The following is a 20031-nucleotide window of genomic DNA, read 5'->3' on the forward strand; positions in this document are numbered from 1 at the left end:
GACGTCCATTCTGTACGGTCACCTCAGGGGCGGGACGGCGAGCGCGGCGCGTTCCAGGGCCAGTTCGGGCCACCATGAGCCGCCGACGGGGCTCTCCTCGCCGCGCAGCGGGTCCTCCTCGCCGCCGGCGCCCCGGCGGCAGCGCCCGCTGGAGGTGCCCGCCCGGTTGATCCACAGGTACGCGTCCACCAGCTCGTCGCCCGTCCGCGTCGTCGGGCGCGCGCCCGCGCCCCGGCCCGGCGGGTTGCACCAGGGCTGCGGGTCGGGCAGCTCGGCCGCCTTCCCCTCCGGCACCCACGGGCCGCGGCCGTTGCGGCTGGTGTCGATGACGAAGTGCGGCAGGTCGGCGGCGTCCACCGGGACGTCCGCCGGGCAGCCCGTGCGGCCCGTCGCCGCCAGGACGGCGACGCACGTGGACAGCTTCCTGCCGTACGCGACCAGGCCGGCCGTCGGCTGGTAGCCCTGAGCGTTGAGGAAGAAGCCGTCGGCGGCCGTCACGCCCGCGCCCACCAGGCTCTGGGCGATCTCCGCCGTGGCGGGCCAGTCCTCGTGGCCGCCGTCCAGGTAGACGGCGGTGCGGCCGCCGCGCTTGAGCTCGCGGACCGCCGTGGCCAGGTCGTGGTAGCGCCGGCTCGGGCTGCCCGGCAGGTCGCAGGCGGCGGTGCCGGGGATCTTGACCAGGCTCGCGGGCTCCAGGATCACCACCGCGTCCGCGCTGCCGAGCTGACCGGCGATCCCCTTGATCCAGCTCTGGTAGGCGGCCATGTTCTCGGCGCCGCCCGGGGCGCAGTCGCCGCCCGGCAGGTGGTCGATCACGAACACCGGCACCCCGCCGGCCCGCTCCGCCTCCTCGACGGCCGTGGCCACCGTGGCCACGGCGTCCTCGCCGGCCAGCCGGATCGCGTGCGGGACGGCGGCCAGGGCACGCATCAGCGCGGCGTCCTCCGGGCGGTCCGCGGCGGCCAGGAACAGCGCCTCGCGTGCGGCGTCCGGCTCCGGCGGGGCGAACAGCCTCACGTCCTCGGCGGCCCGCAGCGGGTTGACGCCCACCGGGGCGGCCTCGTCACCGGGCCGCAGGGCGACCACCGCCGTGGTGACCGCGACGGCCGCCGCCAGCGCCGCCACCCCGGTCGTCAGCCGTCTTCCCGTCGCCGTCCGCCCCCCGCCCGCCGCCGGGCCGTCGCGTACCGGCTCCTGGGGGTCTTCGCCGGACGCGCCGGAGGAGAGGCGGTCGAGGAGGGCCTGGGCCGTGGGGCGGTCGGCGGGATCCCGGGACAGGGCCGCCGCCACCAGCTCGCGCAGCGGCTCGGGCAGTGGCGGCAGGACCGGAGGTTCGTGGACGATCCGGTACAGGATCGCCGGGACCGACTCGCCCGCGAACGGCGAGGCGCCCGTGGCGGCGAAGGCCACCACGCAGCCCCAGGCGAACACGTCCGACGCCGGCCCGACGGGCCCGCCCCGCACCTGCTCCGGCGACATGTACGCGGGCGTGCCCACGACGGCGCTGCTCAGGTCGGCGCCGCCGAGCTGGGCGATGCCGAAGTCGATGACCTTGGGCCCCACCTGCGAGAGCAGCACGTTCGACGGCTTGAGGTCGCGGTGCACGACGCCCGCGCCGTGGATCGCCCGCAGCGCGGTCGCCGTCGCGGCGGCCAGCCCGTCGAGCGCCGACCCCGTCAACGGCCCGGAGCGGCGCACCGCCTCGTCCAGGCTGGGGCCTTCCACGTACTCCGTCACGATGTAGGCGGGATCGCCGGTGACGTCCGCGTCGAGGACGGGAGCCGTGCAGAAGCGGGCAACCCGGCGCGCGGCGGCCACCTCCCGGGCGAACCGCCGCCGGAAGCCCGGGTCGGCGTCCAGACCGGGGTGGATCAGCTTGACCGCCACCCGGCCGCCCGCGGTGTCCGCGCCCAGGTAGACGGCGCCCATGCCGCCCTCACCGAGCCGGCCCAGCAGCGTGTAGGGGCCGGCGTGCCGGGGATCCCCGTCTCGCAGCGCAGCCACGCTCATGATCGCCAGGTTAGACGTCGAGCCGCCAGTCGTTCCACTCGTCCAGCAGCTCGAACCCCATGGCCTCGTTGATCGCCAGCATGTGCGTGTTGGACCGGGCGTTCCAGGTGATGACGCGCTGCACGCCGGGCTCGCTCTCGCGCAGCCAGAACAGGTTCGTCAACTTCATCAGCAGGCCCAGCCGCTGGCCGCGGTGCCCGGCCAGCACGGCGGTGTCGGCCTGGGCGGCCCAGCCGCCGGGGACGTCGGGGGAGATGAAGATGCGTGAGAAGCCCGCCGGGGCGCCGTCGGAGATCCGCCGGGCCAGCACGGAGTAGACGGTCTCGCCCGCCAGCCCGATGCGCTCCTCGGCGAAGCGCACGCTGTCGAGCGGGAAGCGGGACTCCTCGACGCCCTCGCCGCGCGGAGCGTCGTTCATGCCGCCCAGCAGGGTGGCGAGATCGGGCAGCAGGCCGGGCTCGGCCGGGCCGAGCCAACGCTCCACCCGGTAGCCGGCGGGCTCCGGCAGCATGCGGCGCAGCCCGTCCCAGTCGGCCGCGCGCAGGTCGAGCACCCGGCGCGCCTCGCCCAGCGAGAGCGTGAACCCTCGCGCCGAGGCGAACCGCGCCCCGTCGCTCCCCGCCTGCGTCTCGCTCAGCACGAGACGCCTGCCGCGAGCGCGTACCCGCTCCACGGCGTGCGCGAGCAGGGCGGACCCGACGCCGGCCCGTTGCCGTTCCGGCCGCACCACCAGCACCGCCAGCCGGCCCAGGTGGAGGTTCTCGTGCACGGGGAAGGCCAGCATGGTGCCGCCGATCACCTCGTCGCCGTCGACGGCGACGTGCGCCTCGACCTCCGCCCCCGGAAAGCCCCTGGTCACGTCCACCTCGAACCGCCTGCGGGACCACAGCGGCCCCGGCTGGCCGGCGTACGCGGCGACGAACGCGTCATGGAGCGCGGGCAGCAGCCTGCCCGGCCGCTCGGGATCGATGCGCTGGATCTGCATGCGTCCCAGCCAAACGCACCGGCGACGGCGACGCGACCGGTTTTCCTACTGGCGGTAGTTCTCCACCTCGGCGGCCGGCCGCACGGCGGCGTCGTCGGGGTCCTCGCCCGCGCTGCGGCGGGCGCGGCGCTGGCGCAGCAGGTCCCAGCACTGGTCGAGCGCCGTCTCCAGCTCCCTGACCCGGGCGTTCTCCTCGTCGGAGGGCAGCTCGCCCGCGCGCAGCCTCTCACGCAGGCCGCGCTCCTCGTCGACCAGCTCGCTGATCCTGCTGAGAATCTCGTTGTCCCGCATGCTCAAGATCCTACGTATCGCGTGATAGAACACGCCCTATGGCTGGTATCGCGCTGGTAAGAAAGCCTGGTTCGCGCATCGCCGAGGGCATCGTCACCCACCTCCAGCGCCAGTCCGTCGACCCCGAGCGCGCCGCGGCCCAGCACGCCGCGTACGTGGCCGCGCTCGACGCCGCCGGCTGGCGGCCCGTGCACGCCGAACCCGCCGACGACCTGCCCGACGCGCCGTTCGTGGAGGATGCGGTCGTGGTCGCCGGGACGCTGGCCGTACTGACCAGGCCGGGCGCGCCCGGGCGGCGGCCCGAGGTCGAGTCCGTCGAACCCGCCGTACGCGGCCTCGGCCTGACCACGGTCAGGATCACGCCGCCCGCCACGCTCGACGGCGGCGACGTGCTCCAGACCGGGCCCACCGTGTACGCGGGCCGCTCCGGACGGACGAACGACGCGGGCATCGCCCAGCTCACCGCGCTGCTGCCCGAGCGCGACGTGGTGCCCGTCGACCTGACAGGCGTGCTGCACCTCAAGTCCGCCGTCACCGCGCTGCCCGACGGCACGCTCATCGGCGACCCCGCCCATGCCGACCTGCCCGGCCTGCTCGAACCGCCGGAGGAGTCCGGCGCCCACGTGGTGCCGCTCGGGCCCGGCAGCGTGCTGATGGCCGCCTCCGCGCCGCGCACCGCCGCGATGCTCGGCAGGCGCGGGCTCGACGTGGTGACCGTGGACATCTCCTAGTTCGAGAAGCTCGAAGGCTGCGTCACCTGCCTCAGCGTCCTCATCCCGGCACCGCGCTGAACTGCCTGCTCTCACCATGTGAGAACCGGGGCGGTCCACGGCGAGACGTCTGGTAGCGTGAACGGCATGCTGCGCGGGCTCCTTCTTAGCTGCCGCGGCGGGGGCCACTGAGGCCGGCTCCCTCGCCGCGGAGCCAGTCATGCGCGTCGGCCGCTTCGACCCGACCGACAGGAGCACCCGACATGACCGCCCAGCGACCCAGCCCGATGCCGTTCCAGCGCTACCAACCCTTCGAGCCTGTCCGGCTGACCGACCGCACCTGGCCCGACCAGGTCATCACCAAGGCCCCGCGCTGGTGCGCGGTCGACCTGCGTGACGGCAACCAGGCGCTGATCGACCCCATGGACTCCCACCGCAAGCTCCAGATGTTCGAGCTGCTGGTGAAGATGGGCTACAAGGAGATCGAGGTGGGCTTCCCGGCCGCCTCCCAGACCGACTACGACTTCGTCCGCCAGATCATCGACGAGGACCGCATCCCGGACGACGTCGTCATCCAGGTGCTGACGCAGGCCAGGCCCGAGCTCATCGAGCGCACCTTCGAGGCCATCCAGGGCGCCCGGCAGGCCATCGTCCACCTGTACAACTCCACCTCGACGCTGCAGCGCCGCGTCGTGTTCGGCCAGGACAAGGACGGCATCACCGCCATCGCGGTCGAAGGCGCCAAACTGGTCAAGAAGCTGGCCGACGCCACCGACGTCGACGTCTACTTCCAGTACTCGCCCGAGTCGTTCACCGGCACCGAGCTGGAATACGCCGTCGAGGTGTGCGACGCCGTCAACGAGGTGTGGCAGCCCACCCCCGACCGCAAGGTCATCGTCAACCTGCCCGCCACCGTCGAGATGGCCACCCCCAACGTCTACGCCGACCAGATCGAGTGGATGCACCGCCACCTCAAGCACCGCGACTCCATCATCCTGTCGCTGCACCCGCACAACGACCGAGGCAGCGCCGTGGCCGCCGCCGAGCTCGGCTACATGGCCGGCGCCGACCGCATCGAAGGCTGCCTGTTCGGCAACGGCGAGCGCACCGGCAACGTCTGCCTGGTCACCCTCGGCATGAACCTGTTCTCCCAGGGCATCGACCCGGAGATCGACTTCAGTGACATCGACGAGATCCGCCGCGTCACCGAATACTGCAACCAGCTCCCCGTCCACCCGCGCCACCCGTGGGGCGGCGAGCTCGTCTACACCGCCTTCTCCGGCTCCCACCAGGACGCCATCAAGAAGGGCTTCGAACACCTCGAAGCCGACGCCGCCGCGGCCGGCGTCCCGGTCGACTCCTACACCTGGGCCGTCCCGTACCTGCCGATCGACCCCAAGGACATCGGCCGCACCTACGAAGCCGTCATCCGCGTCAACAGCCAGTCCGGCAAGGGCGGCGTCGCCTACATCATGAAGGCCGACCACCAGCTCGACCTGCCGCGCCGGCTGCAGATCGAGTTCTCCAAGGTCGTCCAGTCCCGCACCGACGCCGAAGGCGGCGAAATCAGCCCCGCTGCCATGTACGGCATCTTCCAGGACGAATACCTGCCCACGCCGCACAACCGCTGGGGCCGCCTCGGCCTCATGGCCCACCGCCACGAATCCACCGTCGACGACCAGGACCGCATCAGCGCCGACGTCCGCATCGACGGCGAGATCCGCGAAGTCGCCGGCACCGGCAACGGGCCCATCTCCGCGTTCATCGACGCCATCGCCAAGGTCGGCATCCAGGCCCGCGTCCTCGACTACGTCGAACACGCCATGAGCGCCGGCACCGACGCCAAGGCCGCCTCCTACCTGGAGTGCGAGGTCAACGGGCAGGTGCTGTGGGGCGTCGGCATCGACGCCAACACCACCACCGCCTCCCTGAAGGCCATCATCTCAGCCGTGAACCGGGCTTACCGGTGAGCTGCTGAGTGGCGGTGGTCGTGGCTTGAGGACTGTGCGACTGCGCTCCCTGGGTTCCTTGGGTCCCTTGGGTTCCTTGGGGGGTGCAGTCGTACAGCTCGCCGTAGCGGGACTGGGCTATGCGCATGAGGGCGATAAGATCCTGGATCGCATCCCTGCCCTTGGCCACTTTGGCCAGGCTTATGTCGATCAGCCGATCATCGCGGCCGCACCGAAACTTCGCGCTGACCCGGTAGGGCTGATCGGCGAATATTGAGTCGGGCATATACCCAGCCATTCCGTCGCCAAGTTCGCTGGGAAGGGCGATGCCGCTGTGCCTGCTGTAGAGCCGACGTCTGTCTTTCATGACGAAGTCAAGATGTTCCTGGCTTGTTCCGCCGCCGACCTGTAGCCAGCCCACCTCAAGCGGACGAGATGTGTCGCCGACCGTCCAACATTCACCGCTCATCTCGTCACCACTTGTTTTCTGTGTGAGAGCTCCGATTGTGCCGCTCACTGCACGAAACGCCTGCTCCGGGACTAGTCCGCAGGTGTATGGAGAAGAAGCCGTGACTGGGCGGGAGGCTGGCGTGGGCGAAACCGGATTGACTGGTCCGCAAGCTGCGACGAGCAACGCGAGAGCAGGCAAGGCAGGGTTAGCGCGTGTCATCTGCCGCCTCCCGAGGACGGGGCATCGAGGTCGAGATAGTCGTCTACCTCACTAGTCCGGCGAAATGTGGTATTGAAACGATCGAGTATATCCCCGCCCCCGCCTTTTCTCCGGACCCAGTCAAGGAAATCGCTGTATTCCAGAGAAGTCATTTCAGTGAAGGGCTTGATTGTGGGAGGTGTTCCGACCGTGAACTTCCGGTCTTGTAGCCTAGCGTCCACAAGCAATCCCTTGCTCAACATGGCGGAGGCGAGCATCTGTTCAGCCAGCCTCGCCACTCCAAGACGGTTGTCGGCTAATGTCTGATACGTCTCGTCCAAGTTGTGACTGCGTCCGGACATCTGTTTCGCTACGTGCTTGGAAATCTCCTCATACCCGGCTCCGGCGAGTTTGTCGTACCCCTTGCTGATCAGCTCGCCGAACACTCCAGCGGCCAGCTCGCCTGCATGTCGGGCTCCTGGTGCCGGAAGCAGCCCGATCGCGTTGCCGACCATGGTCTTTAGCGCTTCATCTGCCTTCTTGTCATCCAACCCCTGGGCGATCAGTATCTGGCGTCGTGTCTCCACTATCTGGTTGAAGGGAGATGCTTCCTCGACTGTGCGGTCTGTCAGGAACTGCATGATGTCGGCCTTGTCGACTCGCCCGTCCTCGTCGAAGTCGAAGTGTTTGACATCGGCTTGCGTAAAGCCGAGCCGTTCGGCGTTGGAGGCGTCGAGACCGACCGGAGGCACGCTGTCCAACGCTGCCCGCATGTGTTCCACCTGGGCACCCACCAGCGCTGCGAACCCGGCGTCGTTGGAGGTGGCCAGCAGTAGGGCGTAGGACATGTCCGCGGGTGCGACCTTCTCGAATGAAGCCTGGTTCAGGTACAGCTGAGAAAGTTCGTCCACGTTCGCGGCGATGGCCCGGGCCAAGGGGTACGACAGGGGCGCATAGCGGTCGAACAGTTCTCTGTTGACGAGTTTGAGGTTGCCGTCGTCCGCTTTGCCGAAGGCGCTCCGCACCTCGTCGGACAGGATCTTGGTCAGCTCGGCGGCCAGGTGTCGTGAGGTGGGGTCCTGGCCGGTGGTGGCGGTGATCAGCAGGTCGTTGAAGGGTGCGTGGTCCTTCAGGTAGAGGGAGGCTCGCCAGCGCGTCGTCAGCAGGTAGTCCAGCATGGACTCCTTCCAGCCGGGCGGGGTGTGGGCCAGGAGGGCGTGGGCGGCTTCGCGGCTGGACTTGGCGGCGTGGAAGAGGTCGTCCACGACCGCGGAGGATCCTCTGGCGCCGGGGACGCCGGCGTGGGTGCCGGGGCGGAGGAGGGTGCCGAGGCCGAGGGCGCCGGCGAGGTCGGGGACGGGGATCTGGGTGCTGCCGAAGAGGCGGCCGAGCGCGTCGCCGGTGGCTGCCCATTGGGCTTTGCGCTGGTCGTGTTCGTAGGCGATGGCGTCGCGGCCGACGACGGTCATGAACTCCCGGGAGAACGGGGTCCGGCCGTCGTGGGCTCGCCAGATGAGGGCCTGGGCCTGGTAGCCGGTGTAGGCGGTGTCGCCGGTCCGGTGGGTGGCGCGGCCCTGCTGGGTGAGGTCCTTGAGGAAGGTGGCGCCCAGGTACGCGGGGTCGCGCGGGTCGGTGGCCTTGGCCAGGGCGGTGGCGAGCAGGCTGAGGACGTGGGGGGCGGTGGTGGTGAGCGGGGTGGCGGTCTGGCGGTCGCGGGCGTCGCGGAGCTGGGCGGCGAGGGAGCCGGGGAGGCGGGTGACGCCTTCGGCGCCCAGGACGCCGAGGAAGGTCTTGACGAACGCGGCGTCGGAGGTGCGGGAGGCGTACGCGCGCAGTTCGGCGAGGGCGCGGGTGTCGCCGTCGGCGGCACGCCGGGCGGCGCGGGCGGCGAGGGTGCCGTCGAGCAGGGCCTGGGCTGCGTCGAGGGTGTCGGGGAGCTCGACGAAGCTGCCGGCGGGGGTGCTGGTGCCGAAGGTGACCTTCTGGCGTTGGAGTTCGTGGACGAGGCGCTGCCGTCGGCGCAGGTCGACGGCCTGGGTGGTGACGCGGGTGGCGAGGTCGCGCAGGCGGGTGGCGGGGGTGGTGTCGAGGCCGGCGGCGTGCAGTTCGCGGTGGAGTGCCTGGGCGAGCTGCTCCAGCCGGCGGGCGGCCTGGGCGTGGGCGCTGGTCATGGCGTCGAACTGGGCCGGTTTGACCCCGGTGAAGCCGCTCATGGGGTGTCCCGCAGCGCGGCGAGCTTGCGGTCGGCGCTGTGGACGGCCTCGGTGAGCATCGCCCACAGCTCGCGCTGGTCGGCGTGGAGCTGGGCGCCGAACCGGTCGCCGGTGGGGCCCACCCAGGCGTCGTCGGCCATCAGGCGGCAGGCGTGGGCGAGCGCCCACCAGTGTTCGTCCGACAGCCGCCGGATCCGCTCCGCCGTCGCGCGCATCGCCTCGCGGTCGAGGTCAGCCACGATGATCCCCTCGTATGGCTCGTGCACAGAACCAGATCAGGAGGCGGCGTTCCTCCACGTCACCCCGACGGTAATCACGATCACGACGGCAAGACAAGTTGAACGTCAGCGAAAGTATGAATGCGTTCGATATTCGCCGGGAATTGTATGGATTTGCGGTACGAAATTCGGGCGGGGGAAATCCGGTCGCCGTGATCGCGTGTGCCACGCTTGACCGCATGGGACATGACGCGAGGATCGCGGTCACCGGGGTGACCGGTTATGTGGGCGGCAGGGTGGCGCGCAGGCTGGCCGAGGAGGGGGTGGCGCTCCGGCTGGTGGCGCGCGACCCGGCCCGGGTGCCGAGGTTGCCGGGGGCGGTGGTGGAGCAGGCGTCCTACGGCGACGCGGAGGCCGTGCACCATGCGGTGGCCGGGGCCGAGGTGGTGCTCATGGTGTCGGCGACGGAGGCGGCCGACCGGCTGGCCGAGCATCGGGCGTTCGTGGACGCGGCGGCGGAGGCGGGGGTGCGGCATCTGGTCTACACGTCCTTCTGCGGGGCCGGGCCGGAGGCGGCGTTCACGCTGGCGCGCGACCACTGGGCGACGGAGGAGCACATCCGGGCGTCCGGGATGGCGTTCACGTTCCTGCGGGACAACCTGTACGCGGACTTCCTGCCCGCGATGGCCGGTGACGACGGGGTGATCCGGGGGCCGGCGGGCGACGGGCGGGTGGCGGCCGTGGCGCGTGACGACGTGGCCGACGCCGCCGCGGCGGTGCTGTGCGGGCCGGGGCGGCACGAGGGGGCGACGTACGACCTGACGGGGCCACAGGCGCTGACCTTGGCCGAGGTCGCGGCCGTGCTGACGGAGGCGGGCGACCGCGAGGTCACCTACCACGCCGAGACGGTCGAGGAGGCCTACCGCTCGCGTGCCTCGTACGGGGCGCCGCCGTGGCAGGTGGACGCCTGGGTGTCCACGTACACGGCGATCGCGCGCGGCGAGCTCGACCGGGTCAGCGGCGACGTCGCCCGGCTGACCGGCCACCCGGCCACCGCCCTGGCCGACCTGCTCCACCGCCTGTAGCCCCGCGCAAGCCGGTATAGCCCCGTGCAGCTCCGCGCGAGCCTGGACGCGGAGGTCCATAGCGGAATCACAGAGGATGCAAAGCGCCCGTCCGTACGCTGCGGCCCACGGGGAGCGGAGGGCAGGCATGTTCAAGGTGCTCGGTACGTTGGAGCTGGACTTTCCTGGGGAGAGCGTCGAGATCGGCGCGGCGAAGCAGCGGGCCGTCCTGGCCGTGCTGCTGTTGCGGGCGGGGCGCCCGGTCGGCGCGGACCGGCTGATCGCGGAGGTGTGGGGCGACGCGCCGCCGCCCACCGCGCGCACGAGTCTGCGCACGTACGTCTACCGGCTGCGGCGGACGCTGGCGCCGCTGTCGGGGCCGGGGCTGCGGCTGGCCACCCGGGGCCGGAGCTATGTGCTGAGCCTGCCGGAGGACGCGCTCGACGTGAGCGTGTTCCAGCGGTCGGTGGCGGCGGCCGGGGCGGCGATGGAACGCGGGGACGCTCCCGGCGCGGCCGGGACGCTGCGTTCGGCGCTGGAGATGTGGCGCGGGCCGGTGCTGCCCGAGCTGGACCTGGAGCTCGTCCGGCAGGAGCGGCACCGGCTGGAGGAGGCCCGCGGGTACGCCCGCGAGCTGTGGCTGGAGGCCGAGCTCGGCTGCGGCAGGCACCGGCAGGCCGTGCCGGCGCTGGAGGCGTTCGTCGCGGCTCATCCGTTCCGGGAGAACGTGTGGGCGATGCTGGTGCGGGCCCTGTGGATGTCCGGCCGCCGGGCCGACGCGCTGGCCGCGTACCGGAGGGTGCGCGCGCTGCTGGCGGAGGAACTGGGCGTCGATCCGTCGGGCGAGCTGGAACGCCTTCACCAGGACATCCTCAGCGGGCGCGAGCCCTAGCGGCGGCGGCCCCGGAGCCGCACGGGCTCCGGGGCGCCGGCCTGAGGCCGCTACTGCGGGATGCAGGTCTTGCGGTGGTAGATGCTGCCGTCGGGGCGGCGGCACTGGTAGACGTAGCAGCACATGCCGTCACGGCAGTAGGAGCTGACGAGCTTGCAGGTGTCGGCGGCCTTCGCCGAGATGGTCGGGACGAGCAGGCCGGCGATGGCGCTGATGAGCTTCATTTCTCTTCCTTCTGTTCGATCAGGTTCGGGGGCCTTGCGGGAGTGACCTCCTCTCCGGCCGGAGCGGGCAGATCATGACGCCGAGGAGGCTCGATCCCGGGAGCGGCCCCAGGTCCCGGGAGTCGAGGCTGACCTCGGAGTTGTCGCCCAGCACCACCACGTGTCCCGCGGGCACCGTCCTGCCGCACGGCACTCCCGGCGGGGCCGGGTCTCCGGGCAGGGCGGCGACGCGCTTGACGAGGTGGCCGGGTTCGGCAGGGTGGCGCAGGACGGCGATCTGGCCGCGGCGCAGGCGGGCCAGGCGGGTCCGGCGCAGGAGCAGGCGGTCGCCCGGCAGCAGCGCGGGCGCCATGCTGATCCCGTCGACGACCACGATCCGGTACGCGTGCCGTACCCAGGCGAGGGCGACGGCGGCGGCCACGAGCACGATGATCATCGCGGCACCGCCTGGTAGCCCTCGGCCTGGAGGCGGAACAGGCAGGCGTAGGCGCCGTCGGCGGCCATGAGCGCGTCGTGGCCGCCCCGCTCGGTGACTGCGCCGTCCTCCAGGACGACGATCAGGTCGGCGTCGCGGACCGTGTTGAGGCGGTGGGAGATGAGCAGGCTGGTGCGGCCCTCGCGGTGCAGGCGCATGCGGGCGTGCACGTCGGCCTCGGCCTCCGGGTCGAGGCCGGAGCTCGGCTCGTCGAGGATCATCAGGTCCCGTCCGTCGCGGAAGAAGGCCCTGGCCAGCGCGGTCCGCTGCCACTGGCCGCCGGACAGGACGACGCCGGTCGCGGAGTCCTCGCGGTCCTCCTCGCTGAGGAACATCCGGGTCAGCAGCGTGTCGTAGCCGCGCGGCAGGCCGGACAGCAGCTCGTCCACCCCGGCCCGGCGGGCGGCGGCGCGGACGCGGTCCAGGTCGCCGAGGGCGGCGGGGTCGCCGATGCCGATGTTGTCGCGGGCGGAGAAGTCGTAGGCCAGGTGGTCCTGGAAGACGCCGCTGATGCGCTGCCGCAGCTCCTTCGGCCGTACGTCGCGCAGGTCGGCGCCGTCCCAGAGGATCGCGCCCCGGCTCGGGTCGTAGAACCGGCACAGCAGCTTGACCAGCGTGCTCTTGCCGGCGCCGTTGCGGCCCACGAGTGCCACGGACGCGCCGTACGGGATGAACAGGGAGACGCCGCGCAGGATCCACGGGTGCTCGTCGCTGTAGCGGAACCACACGTCGCGCAGCTCGATGCCGCGCCGCAGGGGCGGCAGGGGGAGCGGCGCGGCCGGAACGGCGAGGTCGGGGCCGGCGTGGACCACGCTCACGTAGTGGCCGAGCAGGCGCAGGCCGTGGTGGGTGCCGGCGATGCCGGACACGAGCGTGCCGAGCGCGTTCTGGACGCCGGCGACGGCGGCGACGAACATGGTCACGTCGCCCGCGGTGAGCCGGCCGGCGAGCGCGGCGTGCCCGGCCCAGAGCAGGCCGCCGCCGGCCGCCAGCGCCGACAGCAGGGCGAGCGCGCCCTCGGCCGAGAGCTCGCGCCGGTCCATCCGCCGCTTGGCCGTGTCGGCGGCGCGCAGCTCGGTCATCATCCGGTCGCGCAGGAGCGGCCCGCTGCCGAACAGCCGGATCTCCTTGGCGGCCTCGATCGTGCTGAGCAGGCTGCCGTAGAAGAACTGCCGCCGTTCGGCGGGGCCGATCTCCCACAGCATGGCCGCGCGCCGCCGCGACAGGCGGAGCTGGGCGACCAGGGCGGGGACGGCGACGGCGGTCACGATCGCGGTCATGGCGGGGCTGATGACGAGCAGCGAGCCGACGAACCCGGCCAGCACGAGCGCGGAGCGGACCAGGCCGAACGCCCCGGTGACGAGGCCGCCCGCCTGGGAGGCGCCGTCCTGGGCCAGGCGGAGCCCGTCAAGGACGCGCGGGTCCTCGAAGCGGCGCAGCCCGGCGAAGCCCGCCGTCGCGGTGAACAGGCGCTCGGTCGTGCCGGCCGCCACCTCGCGGCCGATCTGGTTGCCCAGGTAGCGGGACAGGTGGGGCAGCACGGCGAGGGCGGTCCCGGCGGCGGCCAGGCCGGCGAGGGCGGCCGTCAGCGGGCCGGAGGCCCCGGTGAGGATGTCGATCACCAGCTTGGTGAGCCAGGCCACGGCGACCGGCGTCGCGGCCTCGGCGAGCATGACCAGGACGTACGCGGCGGCCGGGCGGCGGGCGCAGCTCCAGGCGATGCGGGCCGCCTCGCGCGCCGACGCGGTCAGCCGGATCTCGTCGCCCGTCATGCGACCGGGATCGCGTCGAGGTCGCCGGCGAGCACGGTGCCGTCGCCGCCGACGAGGAAGACCGCGGGGAACGCGGCGACCTGGAAGGCGCGCTGGACGGGGCCGCCGGGGCCTTCGACGACGACGCGGGCGGCGCCGGCGAGCCGGGCGGCGTAGCCTTCCGCGTCCTCGGCGCGTACCGCGTGGACGACGGCGAGGCAGTCGTGGGGCAGCGCGCCCGCCCGCGCCACGAACCGGGGCAGCAGGTCCTCGCACGGTTCGCAGCCGGGGGTGAAGAAGCCGACGAGCGTCGGCCCGGTCAGCAGCTCGCGGGCGACGGGCCGGCCCTCGGTGTCCTGGGCGGCGAAATCGCCGACGGGGTGCCCTACGGGGACGCCGCCGGCGGGGGCGTCGAACTGGCGCAGGCGGCGGATGAGCCAGGCGGTCAGCGCCAGGTTGAGCAGTGACAGCACGCCCAGCAGGACGACGGCGGCGACCAGGTACTGCATCAGACGCTCCTCGCGTTTCCGGGAAGGACGATCAGCAACGCGGCGCCCGCCACGCCGGCGAAGGCGGCCACGGCGAGCCCGCCGGCCGTCGCGTCCGGATGCACGGCGGGCACGGCGGACACATCGGACACAGCGGGCACGGCGGCCCAGCCGAGCGCGGCGACGGCGAGCAGCAGGCCGTTGCGCACCAGGTGCGCGGGGCCCAGCGGCCCGGAGGCGGCGCCGAAGCAGCGGCACTCCACGCGCGAGCGGCGGCTCTTGACGATCACCGCGCAGAACCCGAGCAGCAGGGCCGCCGCCAGGGCGAACCCGGCGCGCGGCAGGAACATGAGCGCGGCCACCGACGCCTCGGCCACGGTCACCGTCCCCGCCACCAGGGGCGCGACGCCCGTCGGCACCAGCCGGAGCGCCGCCACGGACGCGGCGAAGGCCGCCGGATCGCGCAGCTTCGTCAGGGCCGCCACGGCGAACACGGCGCCGATCAGCACCTGGCAGGACAGGAGTGCGTAAGCCACGCCACCAAGGTGCGCGCGGCCGGTAGCGCCGCTGTAGCGGGGCTGTAGCACGGCACATTAGTGAACGTTGCGTTTCTTATGAGTGACGCCTATGCTCGATAGAGAACGGTTCGTTCTCTAAGGGGGGATCGGCGTGGCACTCGTGCTGGCGGGCCTGATGCTCGCGATGCTGCTCGGCGCGCTCGACCAGACGATCATGGCCCCCGCCCTGCCCGCCGTCGCCGGGAGCCTCGGCGGGCTGGACGAGATGCCCGCCGTCGTGACCGCCTACCTGGCCGCCGCCACCGTGGTCATGCCCGTGTACGGCAAGCTGGGCGACCGGTTCGGCCGCAAACCGGCGATGCAGGTGGCGATCGTGGTGTTCGTGACCGGGGCGGTGCTGTGCTCGCTGGCCGCGACGATGCCGCAGTTCATCGTCTTCCGGGCGATCCAGGGCGCCGGGGGCGGTGGGCTGATGATCGGCGCCCAGGCGATCATCGGCGAGATCGTCAGCCCCCGCGAACGAGGCCGCTACCTGGGCCTGATCGGCGCCATGTACGTCGTGGCCGCGGTCGGCGGGCCGCTGGTCGGCGGGCTCTTCATCGACACGGTCGGCTGGCGGTGGATCTTCGCGCTCTACCCGCCGCTGGGCGTGCTGGCCTTCGCCCTGCTGACGGCCGCGCTGCGGCTGCCCAGGCCGGTCTCCCGCGCGCCGATCGACTACGCCGGGGCCCTCACGCTGGCCGTGGCCGTCGTCGGGATCGTGCTGCTGGGGCAGAGCGGCAACCCGTGGTTCCTGGCCGTGTCGGCGGCCGGGGCGGCGGCCTGGCTGGTCAGCGCGCGCCGGGCCGCCGATCCGATCCTGCCGCTGCGGCTGTTCCGGGACCGGGCGTTCGCCGTGCCGGTCGCGATCAGCCTGCTCGTCGGCTTCGCCCTGTTCGGCACGCTCACGTACCTGCCCGCCTACCTGCAGATCGCGCTCGGCACCAGCGCGACGCAGGCGGGGCTGCTGGTGACGGCGCTGATGGGCGGCGTGCTGGTCACCACGGTCGGGTCCGGCCGGCTGATCACCAGGACCGGCCGCTACAAGGGCTACCCGGTCGCCGGGACGGCGGTGGCCGCCGCCGGGCTGGCCGCGCTGCCGCTCACCGGCCACCGGGCCGCGGCGCTGGCGGGCGTGATGCTCGTCATCGGGCTCGGCGTCGGCCTGGTCATGCAGGTCATGGTCCTGGCCGCGCAGAACTCCGTGGACTACGCCGACCTCGGGACGGCCACGTCGGCGGTGACGTTCCTGCGCCAGGTCGGCGCGTCCGCCGGGGTCGCGCTCGTCGGCGCGCTGATCACCGCCCAGGTGCCCGGGGCGTCCGACCCCTCGCACCTGCCCGCCGCGGCCAGGGCGGCCTTCGCCGACGCCGTCCCGCCCGTGTTCGCCGCCATGGCGCCGCTGCTCGGGCTCGCCTTCCTGCTCGCGCTGGCGCTGCCCGCGCGACCCCTACGCACCACCGCGCACGCCGAGGAGAGATCATGAGACTCGTCGCACCCCTGCGGTCCTTCGGCCGCGCCGACCTGGCGTCGGCGGGCGGCAAGGGGGCCAACCTGGGCGAGCTGACGGCGGGCGGGTTCCCCGTCCCCGACGGCTTCGTCATCACCACCGACGCCTACGCGCTGGTCGCCTCGGGCCTGACCGCCCGGGACGACGTCGAGCGGGCCGAGGTCCCGGCCGGGCTGCGCCGGGAGATCGCGGCGGCGTACGAGGAACTGGGCGGCGGGCCGGTGGCCGTGCGGTCCAGCGCCACCGCCGAGGACCTGCCGGGCGCCGCGTTCGCCGGCCAGCAGGACACCTACCTCAACGTGGTCGGCGAGCAGGCGCTCCTCGACGCCGTACGCCGCTGCTGGGGCTCGCTGTGGACGGACCGGGCGCTCGCCTACCGCGACAGGCTGGGCATCGACCACGGCGAGGTGCGCATCGCGGTCGTCGTGCAGCGGATGGTCGAGGCGGAGGCCGCGGGCGTGATGTTCACCGCCGACCCGGTCACCGGCGAGCGCGGCCACCTCGTGGTCGACGCGAGCGCCGGGCTGGGCGAGGCCGTCGTGTCCGGGCTCGTCACCCCCGACCACTACGTGCTCACCCCGGACGGGCGGGTGGTGGACTTCCGGCCGGGCCGCCGCGAGGTGGTCGTCCGGGGCACGGCGGGCGGCGGCGTCGTCCACGAGCGCGGCGACGGCACGCCCGGCGAGCGGCTGCCCGCCTCCGCCCTGCGCGAGCTGGCCGCGCTCGGCACCCGGGTCGCCGCCCACTTCGGCCGCCCGCAGGACATGGAGTGGACCTACGCGGGCGGCCGGATCAGCCTGGTCCAGGCCCGCCCGATGACCGCGCTGCCGCCGCCGCCCGTGGGCCGGCTCAACCCGCTGCAGCGCAAGCTCCTGGCGGTCCTGCTGGAGTACGTGCCCGTGCGCCCCTACCCGATCGACATGACGACCTGGGCCCCGTACGGCCCGGCCGGGCTGATGGCGCGGGTGACCGCGTACTTCGGGCTGCGCGGCGCCTTCGAGGGGTTCCTGGAGGAGCGCGACGGCGTCGTCTACCGGCTCAGGCCGCCCCGGCCGCGTCCCACCGCGCGCCTGCTCGGCACCCCGTTCCGGTTCCTGGCCAAGGCCAGGCGGTACGATCCCGCGCGCTGGACCGAGGACCCGCGCCTGCCCGCGTTCCTGCGCGCGACCCGGGAGCTGAACGAGCTCGACCTGGCCGCGCTGCCCTGGTCCGAGCTCGTCCGGGTGCCGCGCCGGGCGCTCGACGCCGTCCAGCCCATCGCCGACGTGCGCATCGACTACCTGCCGGGGACCGGCCGGGCGCTGGTGCGGCTGCTGCTGGCGCTCAAGCTGCGCCGCAGGGGCAGGCTGTTCGGCGACCTGATCACCGGGGCGCGCACCCGCACCTCCGACGCCAACGACGCGCTGGCCGCGCTGGCGGCGGTGGGGCCGGACGGGCCGCGGTTCGAGGAGATGTTCCGGGCCTTCCTCGCCGAGTACGGCCACCGCGAGACCGCGACCCCGCTCCTCGTCACGCCGCCGACCTGGGCCGACGCCCCGCAGACCGTGCTCGACCTGGTCAAGGTGCTGGCCGCCGGGCCGCCCGCGCCGCAGCCGCCCGGCGGCGACGCGCTCGGGCGGCTGCTGGCCTCGCTGCGGTCGCCCCGAGCGAAGGCGAAGCTGGCCCGGCTGGTGCGCGACGCCCGCGCGGGGGTCGCCTTCCGCGAGGACAGCCACTTCTACTTCACGATGCCGCTGCCGATCCTGCGCAGGTCGCTGCTGGAGCTGGGCCGCAGGCTGTTCGACGACCCGCAGGACGTCTTCCACCTGCGGCTGGAGGAGCTGGAGGCGATCGGCGACCCGGCCACGGCGGACCTGCGGGCGCTGCGGTCGGCGGTGACGGCCCGCGCCGCCAGGCGGGAGGAGCTGGCCGGGGTGCGGCTCATCGACCCCAGGGCGATCTACCCGGTGCGCGCGACCGGCGACGCGCTGGCCGTCGGCGCGCCCGCCGGCGCGGGCGTCGCCACCGGCCCGGTCAAGGTCATCCGCGACCCGTCGGAGTTCGGCAAGCTCGACGGCGGCGACGTGCTCGTCTGCCCCTACACGAACCCGTCGTGGACGCCGCTGTTCCAGCGGGCCGCCGCCGTCGTGGTCGACGCGGGCGGCAGCGCCTCGCACGCCGCGATCGTGGCCAGGGAGTACGGCATCCCCGCGGTCATGGGCACCGGCGACGGCACCACGGTCCTGGCCGACGGCCGTCTGGTGACGGTCGACGGCGACGCCGGGCTCGTCACGGCGGCAGCCCCGCAGGACGCCTGACAGGATGGCTCACATGGTCACCGACCACCGCAAGCTGCCCCGGCGCCGCGGCGAGGAGCTGAGCGCCGCCATCTACCGGGCGACGCTCGACGAGCTCGCCGAGTCCGGCTACGCCCGGCTGACCATGGAACGGGTCGCCGAGCGGGCCAGGGCCAGCAAGGCGTCGCTCTACCGCCGCTGGCCGACCAGGGTCGCCCTGGTCATGGAGGCCGTCTACCACTCGCTGCCCGACGCGGCCGACGTGCCCGACACCGGCAGCCTGCGCGAGGACCTGCTGGCGACGCTGCGCCGGATGGCGGCGGCGCTGTCGGGTCCGGCCGGTGAGGCCATGCGCGGGCTGCTGAGCGAGGCGCTGCGGGACGAGTCGAGCGCCGCGGCGTTCCGGGCGGCCTCGCAGGGCACCGGCCGCAAGATCCTCGCCGAGATCGTCCGGCGGGCGGTCGAGCGCGGCGAGGTCGATCCGGCCGACGTCACGCCGCGCCGCCTGGACGCCGGTCAGGCGCTGCTGCGGCACCACTTCCTCTTCCAGGGGCCGCCCATCCCCGACCAGCTCCTGATCGACATCGTGGACGAGGTCGTCGTCCCGCTGCTCACCGCAGGCCGATCGCCCCGCCCATGACCCGCATCGCGTGGTCGAAGGCCGTGTGCCGGTCCTCGATCGTGTTCGTGAACTGGCCGAACAGCTCGAAGCTGACCCATCCGTAGAGGCCCGTCCACGCCGCCAGGCAGCGGAACACCACGTCGTCGGGCACGCCCGGCATGAGCTCGCGCACCCGTTCGGCGTCCTCGCGCAGCGGCGCCGGGGGAGCGGGTGCCAGGGCGGGCGGGTCGACGGCGCCGGCCGCCTGGGCCTGCGAGACGATCCGGCCGAGCACCGCCACGTCGCGCACGCGGGCGGCGACCGTGTCCTGCGGAGCCTGGTAGCCGGGCACCGGCGAGCCGTAGAGCAGCGCGTACTCGTGGGGGTGCGCCAGCGCCCAGGTGCGCACCGCGTGGCAGGCGGCCAGCCAGCGGCCCGCGTAGTCGTCGTCCGGGCAGGCGGCGTCGGCCTGCTCGACCGCCTCGCCGAGGGCGTTGTAGCCGTCGATGATCAAGGTGGTCAGCAGGTCGTCGCGGCTGGGGAAGTAGCGGTAGACGGCCGACGACACCATGCCCATCTCGCGCGCCACCGCGCGCAGCGACAACCCGCCCGCGCCCTCGGTGGCGAGCTGACGGCGGGCGATGTCGGCGATCTCCCTGGTGAGCTCGGCTCTGACACGTTCTCTGGCAGTACGGCTCGCTGTCATGCCCGCCACGTTAGCAGAGCACCGAGAAAAATCGAGAGCACTGCTCTTGACGACTGGCGCTCTCTTGAGAGAGCATTGCTCTCGTAAGCGAACGCCAGTCACCGGAGGTAGTGATGATCGCCAAGGGCGCCAACATGGTCCTGATGTTCCTGCTGGAGCTCGGCGTGATCGCCTCCGCCGGCTACTGGGGCTTCACGCTCGACACGCACTGGGCCGTCAAGGTGGTCGCCGGGCTCGGCGCGCCGGCGCTGTTCATCACCGCCTGGGCGCTGTTCGGCGCGGGCGGCGGCGCCAACGCCACATTCCCGCTCACCGGCGCCGGCCGGGTCGTCCTGGAGATCCTCTGGTTCGGCGGCGGTGCCCTGGCCCTGTACGCGGCGGGCCAGGCCCGCGCGGCCGCCGTCTTCGCCGCTCTCTTCGTCGTCAACGCGGTTCTCCGCATCGTCTGGAAGCAGGTCTGAT

20 protein-coding genes are annotated in these 20031 nt (G+C 73.0%); 8 read left to right on the forward strand and 12 right to left on the reverse strand.

Annotated elements, in window-relative coordinates; translation table 11 throughout:
- Positions 1-18 precede the first annotated feature (18 nt).
- The 3 genes from ACWDXC_RS16495 to ACWDXC_RS16505 are packed head-to-tail and all read right to left on the reverse strand — an operon-like array spanning position 19 to position 3286.
- Positions 19-2010 carry a glycoside hydrolase family 6 protein gene (locus tag ACWDXC_RS16495; RefSeq protein ID WP_449982331.1) on the reverse strand — a complete coding sequence of 664 codons (1992 nt, stop codon included), beginning with the start codon at positions 2008-2010 and terminating at the stop codon, positions 19-21.
- Between the two features lie 10 nt (positions 2011-2020).
- Complete coding sequence (locus tag ACWDXC_RS16500) at positions 2021-2995, reverse strand: GNAT family N-acetyltransferase (protein WP_449982334.1); 975 nt, start codon at positions 2993-2995, stop codon at positions 2021-2023.
- A 45-nt stretch (positions 2996-3040) separates the two neighbouring features.
- A complete protein-coding gene (locus tag ACWDXC_RS16505; RefSeq protein ID WP_449982337.1) occupies positions 3041-3286 on the reverse strand; it encodes a DUF2630 family protein in 246 nt (81 codons plus the stop codon).
- Between the two features lie 38 nt (positions 3287-3324).
- On the opposite strand from ACWDXC_RS16505, the gene ACWDXC_RS16510 reads away from it, so the two are divergent.
- Positions 3325-4017 carry a dimethylarginine dimethylaminohydrolase family protein gene (locus tag ACWDXC_RS16510; protein WP_449982339.1) on the forward strand — a complete coding sequence of 231 codons (693 nt, stop codon included), beginning with the start codon at positions 3325-3327 and terminating at the stop codon, positions 4015-4017.
- Positions 4018-4259: 242 nt separating this feature from the next.
- Entirely contained in the window at positions 4260-5966 is a 1707-nt protein-coding gene (gene leuA / locus ACWDXC_RS16515) for a 2-isopropylmalate synthase (RefSeq protein WP_449982342.1), read from the forward strand.
- Here leuA and ACWDXC_RS16520 read toward each other — a convergent pair.
- From ACWDXC_RS16520 to ACWDXC_RS16530, 3 genes are all read right to left on the reverse strand, one after another.
- Positions 5935-6462, reverse strand: a complete 528-nt coding sequence (locus ACWDXC_RS16520) for a hypothetical protein (RefSeq protein WP_449982344.1) — start codon at positions 6460-6462, stop codon at positions 5935-5937. The genes leuA and ACWDXC_RS16520 overlap by 32 nt on opposite strands.
- Before the next feature lie 149 nt (positions 6463-6611).
- Positions 6612-8807 (reverse strand): hypothetical protein, encoded by a 2196-nt coding sequence (locus ACWDXC_RS16525; RefSeq protein ID WP_449982346.1) that lies wholly within the window; start codon positions 8805-8807, stop codon positions 6612-6614.
- Complete coding sequence (locus tag ACWDXC_RS16530) at positions 8804-9046, reverse strand: hypothetical protein (RefSeq protein ID WP_449982349.1); 243 nt, start codon at positions 9044-9046, stop codon at positions 8804-8806. The genes ACWDXC_RS16525 and ACWDXC_RS16530 overlap by 4 nt, the downstream gene beginning before the upstream one ends.
- A 218-nt stretch (positions 9047-9264) precedes the next feature.
- Between ACWDXC_RS16530 and ACWDXC_RS16535 the strand changes: the two genes are divergently transcribed.
- Positions 9265-10110 (forward strand): SDR family oxidoreductase, encoded by an 846-nt coding sequence (locus ACWDXC_RS16535; RefSeq protein WP_449982352.1) that lies wholly within the window; start codon positions 9265-9267, stop codon positions 10108-10110.
- 127 nt (positions 10111-10237) lie between these two features.
- Complete coding sequence (locus ACWDXC_RS16540) at positions 10238-10981, forward strand: AfsR/SARP family transcriptional regulator (RefSeq protein WP_364175207.1); 744 nt, start codon at positions 10238-10240, stop codon at positions 10979-10981.
- 50 nt (positions 10982-11031) lie between these two features.
- Here ACWDXC_RS16540 and ACWDXC_RS16545 read toward each other — a convergent pair whose 3' ends face one another.
- From ACWDXC_RS16545 to ACWDXC_RS16565, 5 genes are read right to left on the reverse strand one after another with little or no spacing between them, the layout of a single operon-like run.
- On the reverse strand, positions 11032-11205 hold the full coding sequence (locus ACWDXC_RS16545) for a hypothetical protein (RefSeq protein ID WP_449982356.1): 174 nt from the start codon (positions 11203-11205) through the stop codon (positions 11032-11034).
- A 19-nt stretch (positions 11206-11224) separates the two neighbouring features.
- Positions 11225-11641 (reverse strand): signal peptidase I, encoded by a 417-nt coding sequence (gene lepB / locus ACWDXC_RS16550; RefSeq protein WP_449982359.1) that lies wholly within the window; start codon positions 11639-11641, stop codon positions 11225-11227.
- Positions 11638-13452 carry an ABC transporter ATP-binding protein gene (locus ACWDXC_RS16555; protein ID WP_449982362.1) on the reverse strand — a complete coding sequence of 605 codons (1815 nt, stop codon included), beginning with the start codon at positions 13450-13452 and terminating at the stop codon, positions 11638-11640. The genes lepB and ACWDXC_RS16555 overlap by 4 nt, the downstream gene beginning before the upstream one ends.
- Complete coding sequence (locus tag ACWDXC_RS16560) at positions 13449-13940, reverse strand: TlpA disulfide reductase family protein (RefSeq protein WP_449982365.1); 492 nt, start codon at positions 13938-13940, stop codon at positions 13449-13451. Before ACWDXC_RS16560 ends, ACWDXC_RS16555 begins: the two co-directional genes overlap by 4 nt.
- The gene (locus ACWDXC_RS16565) at positions 13940-14455 is read right to left on the reverse strand and encodes a MauE/DoxX family redox-associated membrane protein (RefSeq protein ID WP_449982367.1); all 516 of its coding nucleotides are present in this window, start codon (positions 14453-14455) and stop codon (positions 13940-13942) included. The genes ACWDXC_RS16560 and ACWDXC_RS16565 overlap by 1 nt, the downstream gene beginning before the upstream one ends.
- Positions 14456-14588: 133 nt before the next feature.
- Here ACWDXC_RS16565 and ACWDXC_RS16570 point away from each other — a divergent pair, with 133 nt between their 5' ends.
- The 3 genes from ACWDXC_RS16570 to ACWDXC_RS16580 are packed head-to-tail and all read left to right on the forward strand — an operon-like array spanning position 14589 to position 18902.
- The gene (locus ACWDXC_RS16570; protein ID WP_449982370.1) at positions 14589-15962 is read left to right on the forward strand and encodes an MFS transporter; all 1374 of its coding nucleotides are present in this window, start codon (positions 14589-14591) and stop codon (positions 15960-15962) included.
- Positions 15959-18283 carry a PEP/pyruvate-binding domain-containing protein gene (locus ACWDXC_RS16575; protein WP_449982373.1) on the forward strand — a complete coding sequence of 775 codons (2325 nt, stop codon included), beginning with the start codon at positions 15959-15961 and terminating at the stop codon, positions 18281-18283. The genes ACWDXC_RS16570 and ACWDXC_RS16575 overlap by 4 nt, the downstream gene beginning before the upstream one ends.
- A gap of 13 nt (positions 18284-18296) precedes the next feature.
- Positions 18297-18902: a TetR/AcrR family transcriptional regulator gene (locus ACWDXC_RS16580; RefSeq protein WP_449982375.1), complete on the forward strand. Its 606-nt coding sequence runs from the start codon at positions 18297-18299 to the stop codon at positions 18900-18902.
- Here the strand turns inward: ACWDXC_RS16580 and ACWDXC_RS16585 are convergent.
- A complete protein-coding gene (locus ACWDXC_RS16585; RefSeq protein ID WP_219507547.1) occupies positions 18874-19569 on the reverse strand; it encodes a TetR/AcrR family transcriptional regulator in 696 nt (231 codons plus the stop codon). The two genes, ACWDXC_RS16580 and ACWDXC_RS16585, sit on opposite strands and share 29 nt — an antisense overlap.
- Positions 19570-19682: 113 nt before the next feature.
- Between ACWDXC_RS16585 and ACWDXC_RS16590 the strand changes: the two genes are divergently transcribed.
- Positions 19683-20030, forward strand: a complete 348-nt coding sequence (locus ACWDXC_RS16590; RefSeq protein WP_449982378.1) for a YrdB family protein — start codon at positions 19683-19685, stop codon at positions 20028-20030.
- Position 20031: the final 1 nt, after the last annotated feature.

The sequence above is a fragment of the Nonomuraea sp. NPDC003214 genome (assembly GCF_053590035.1).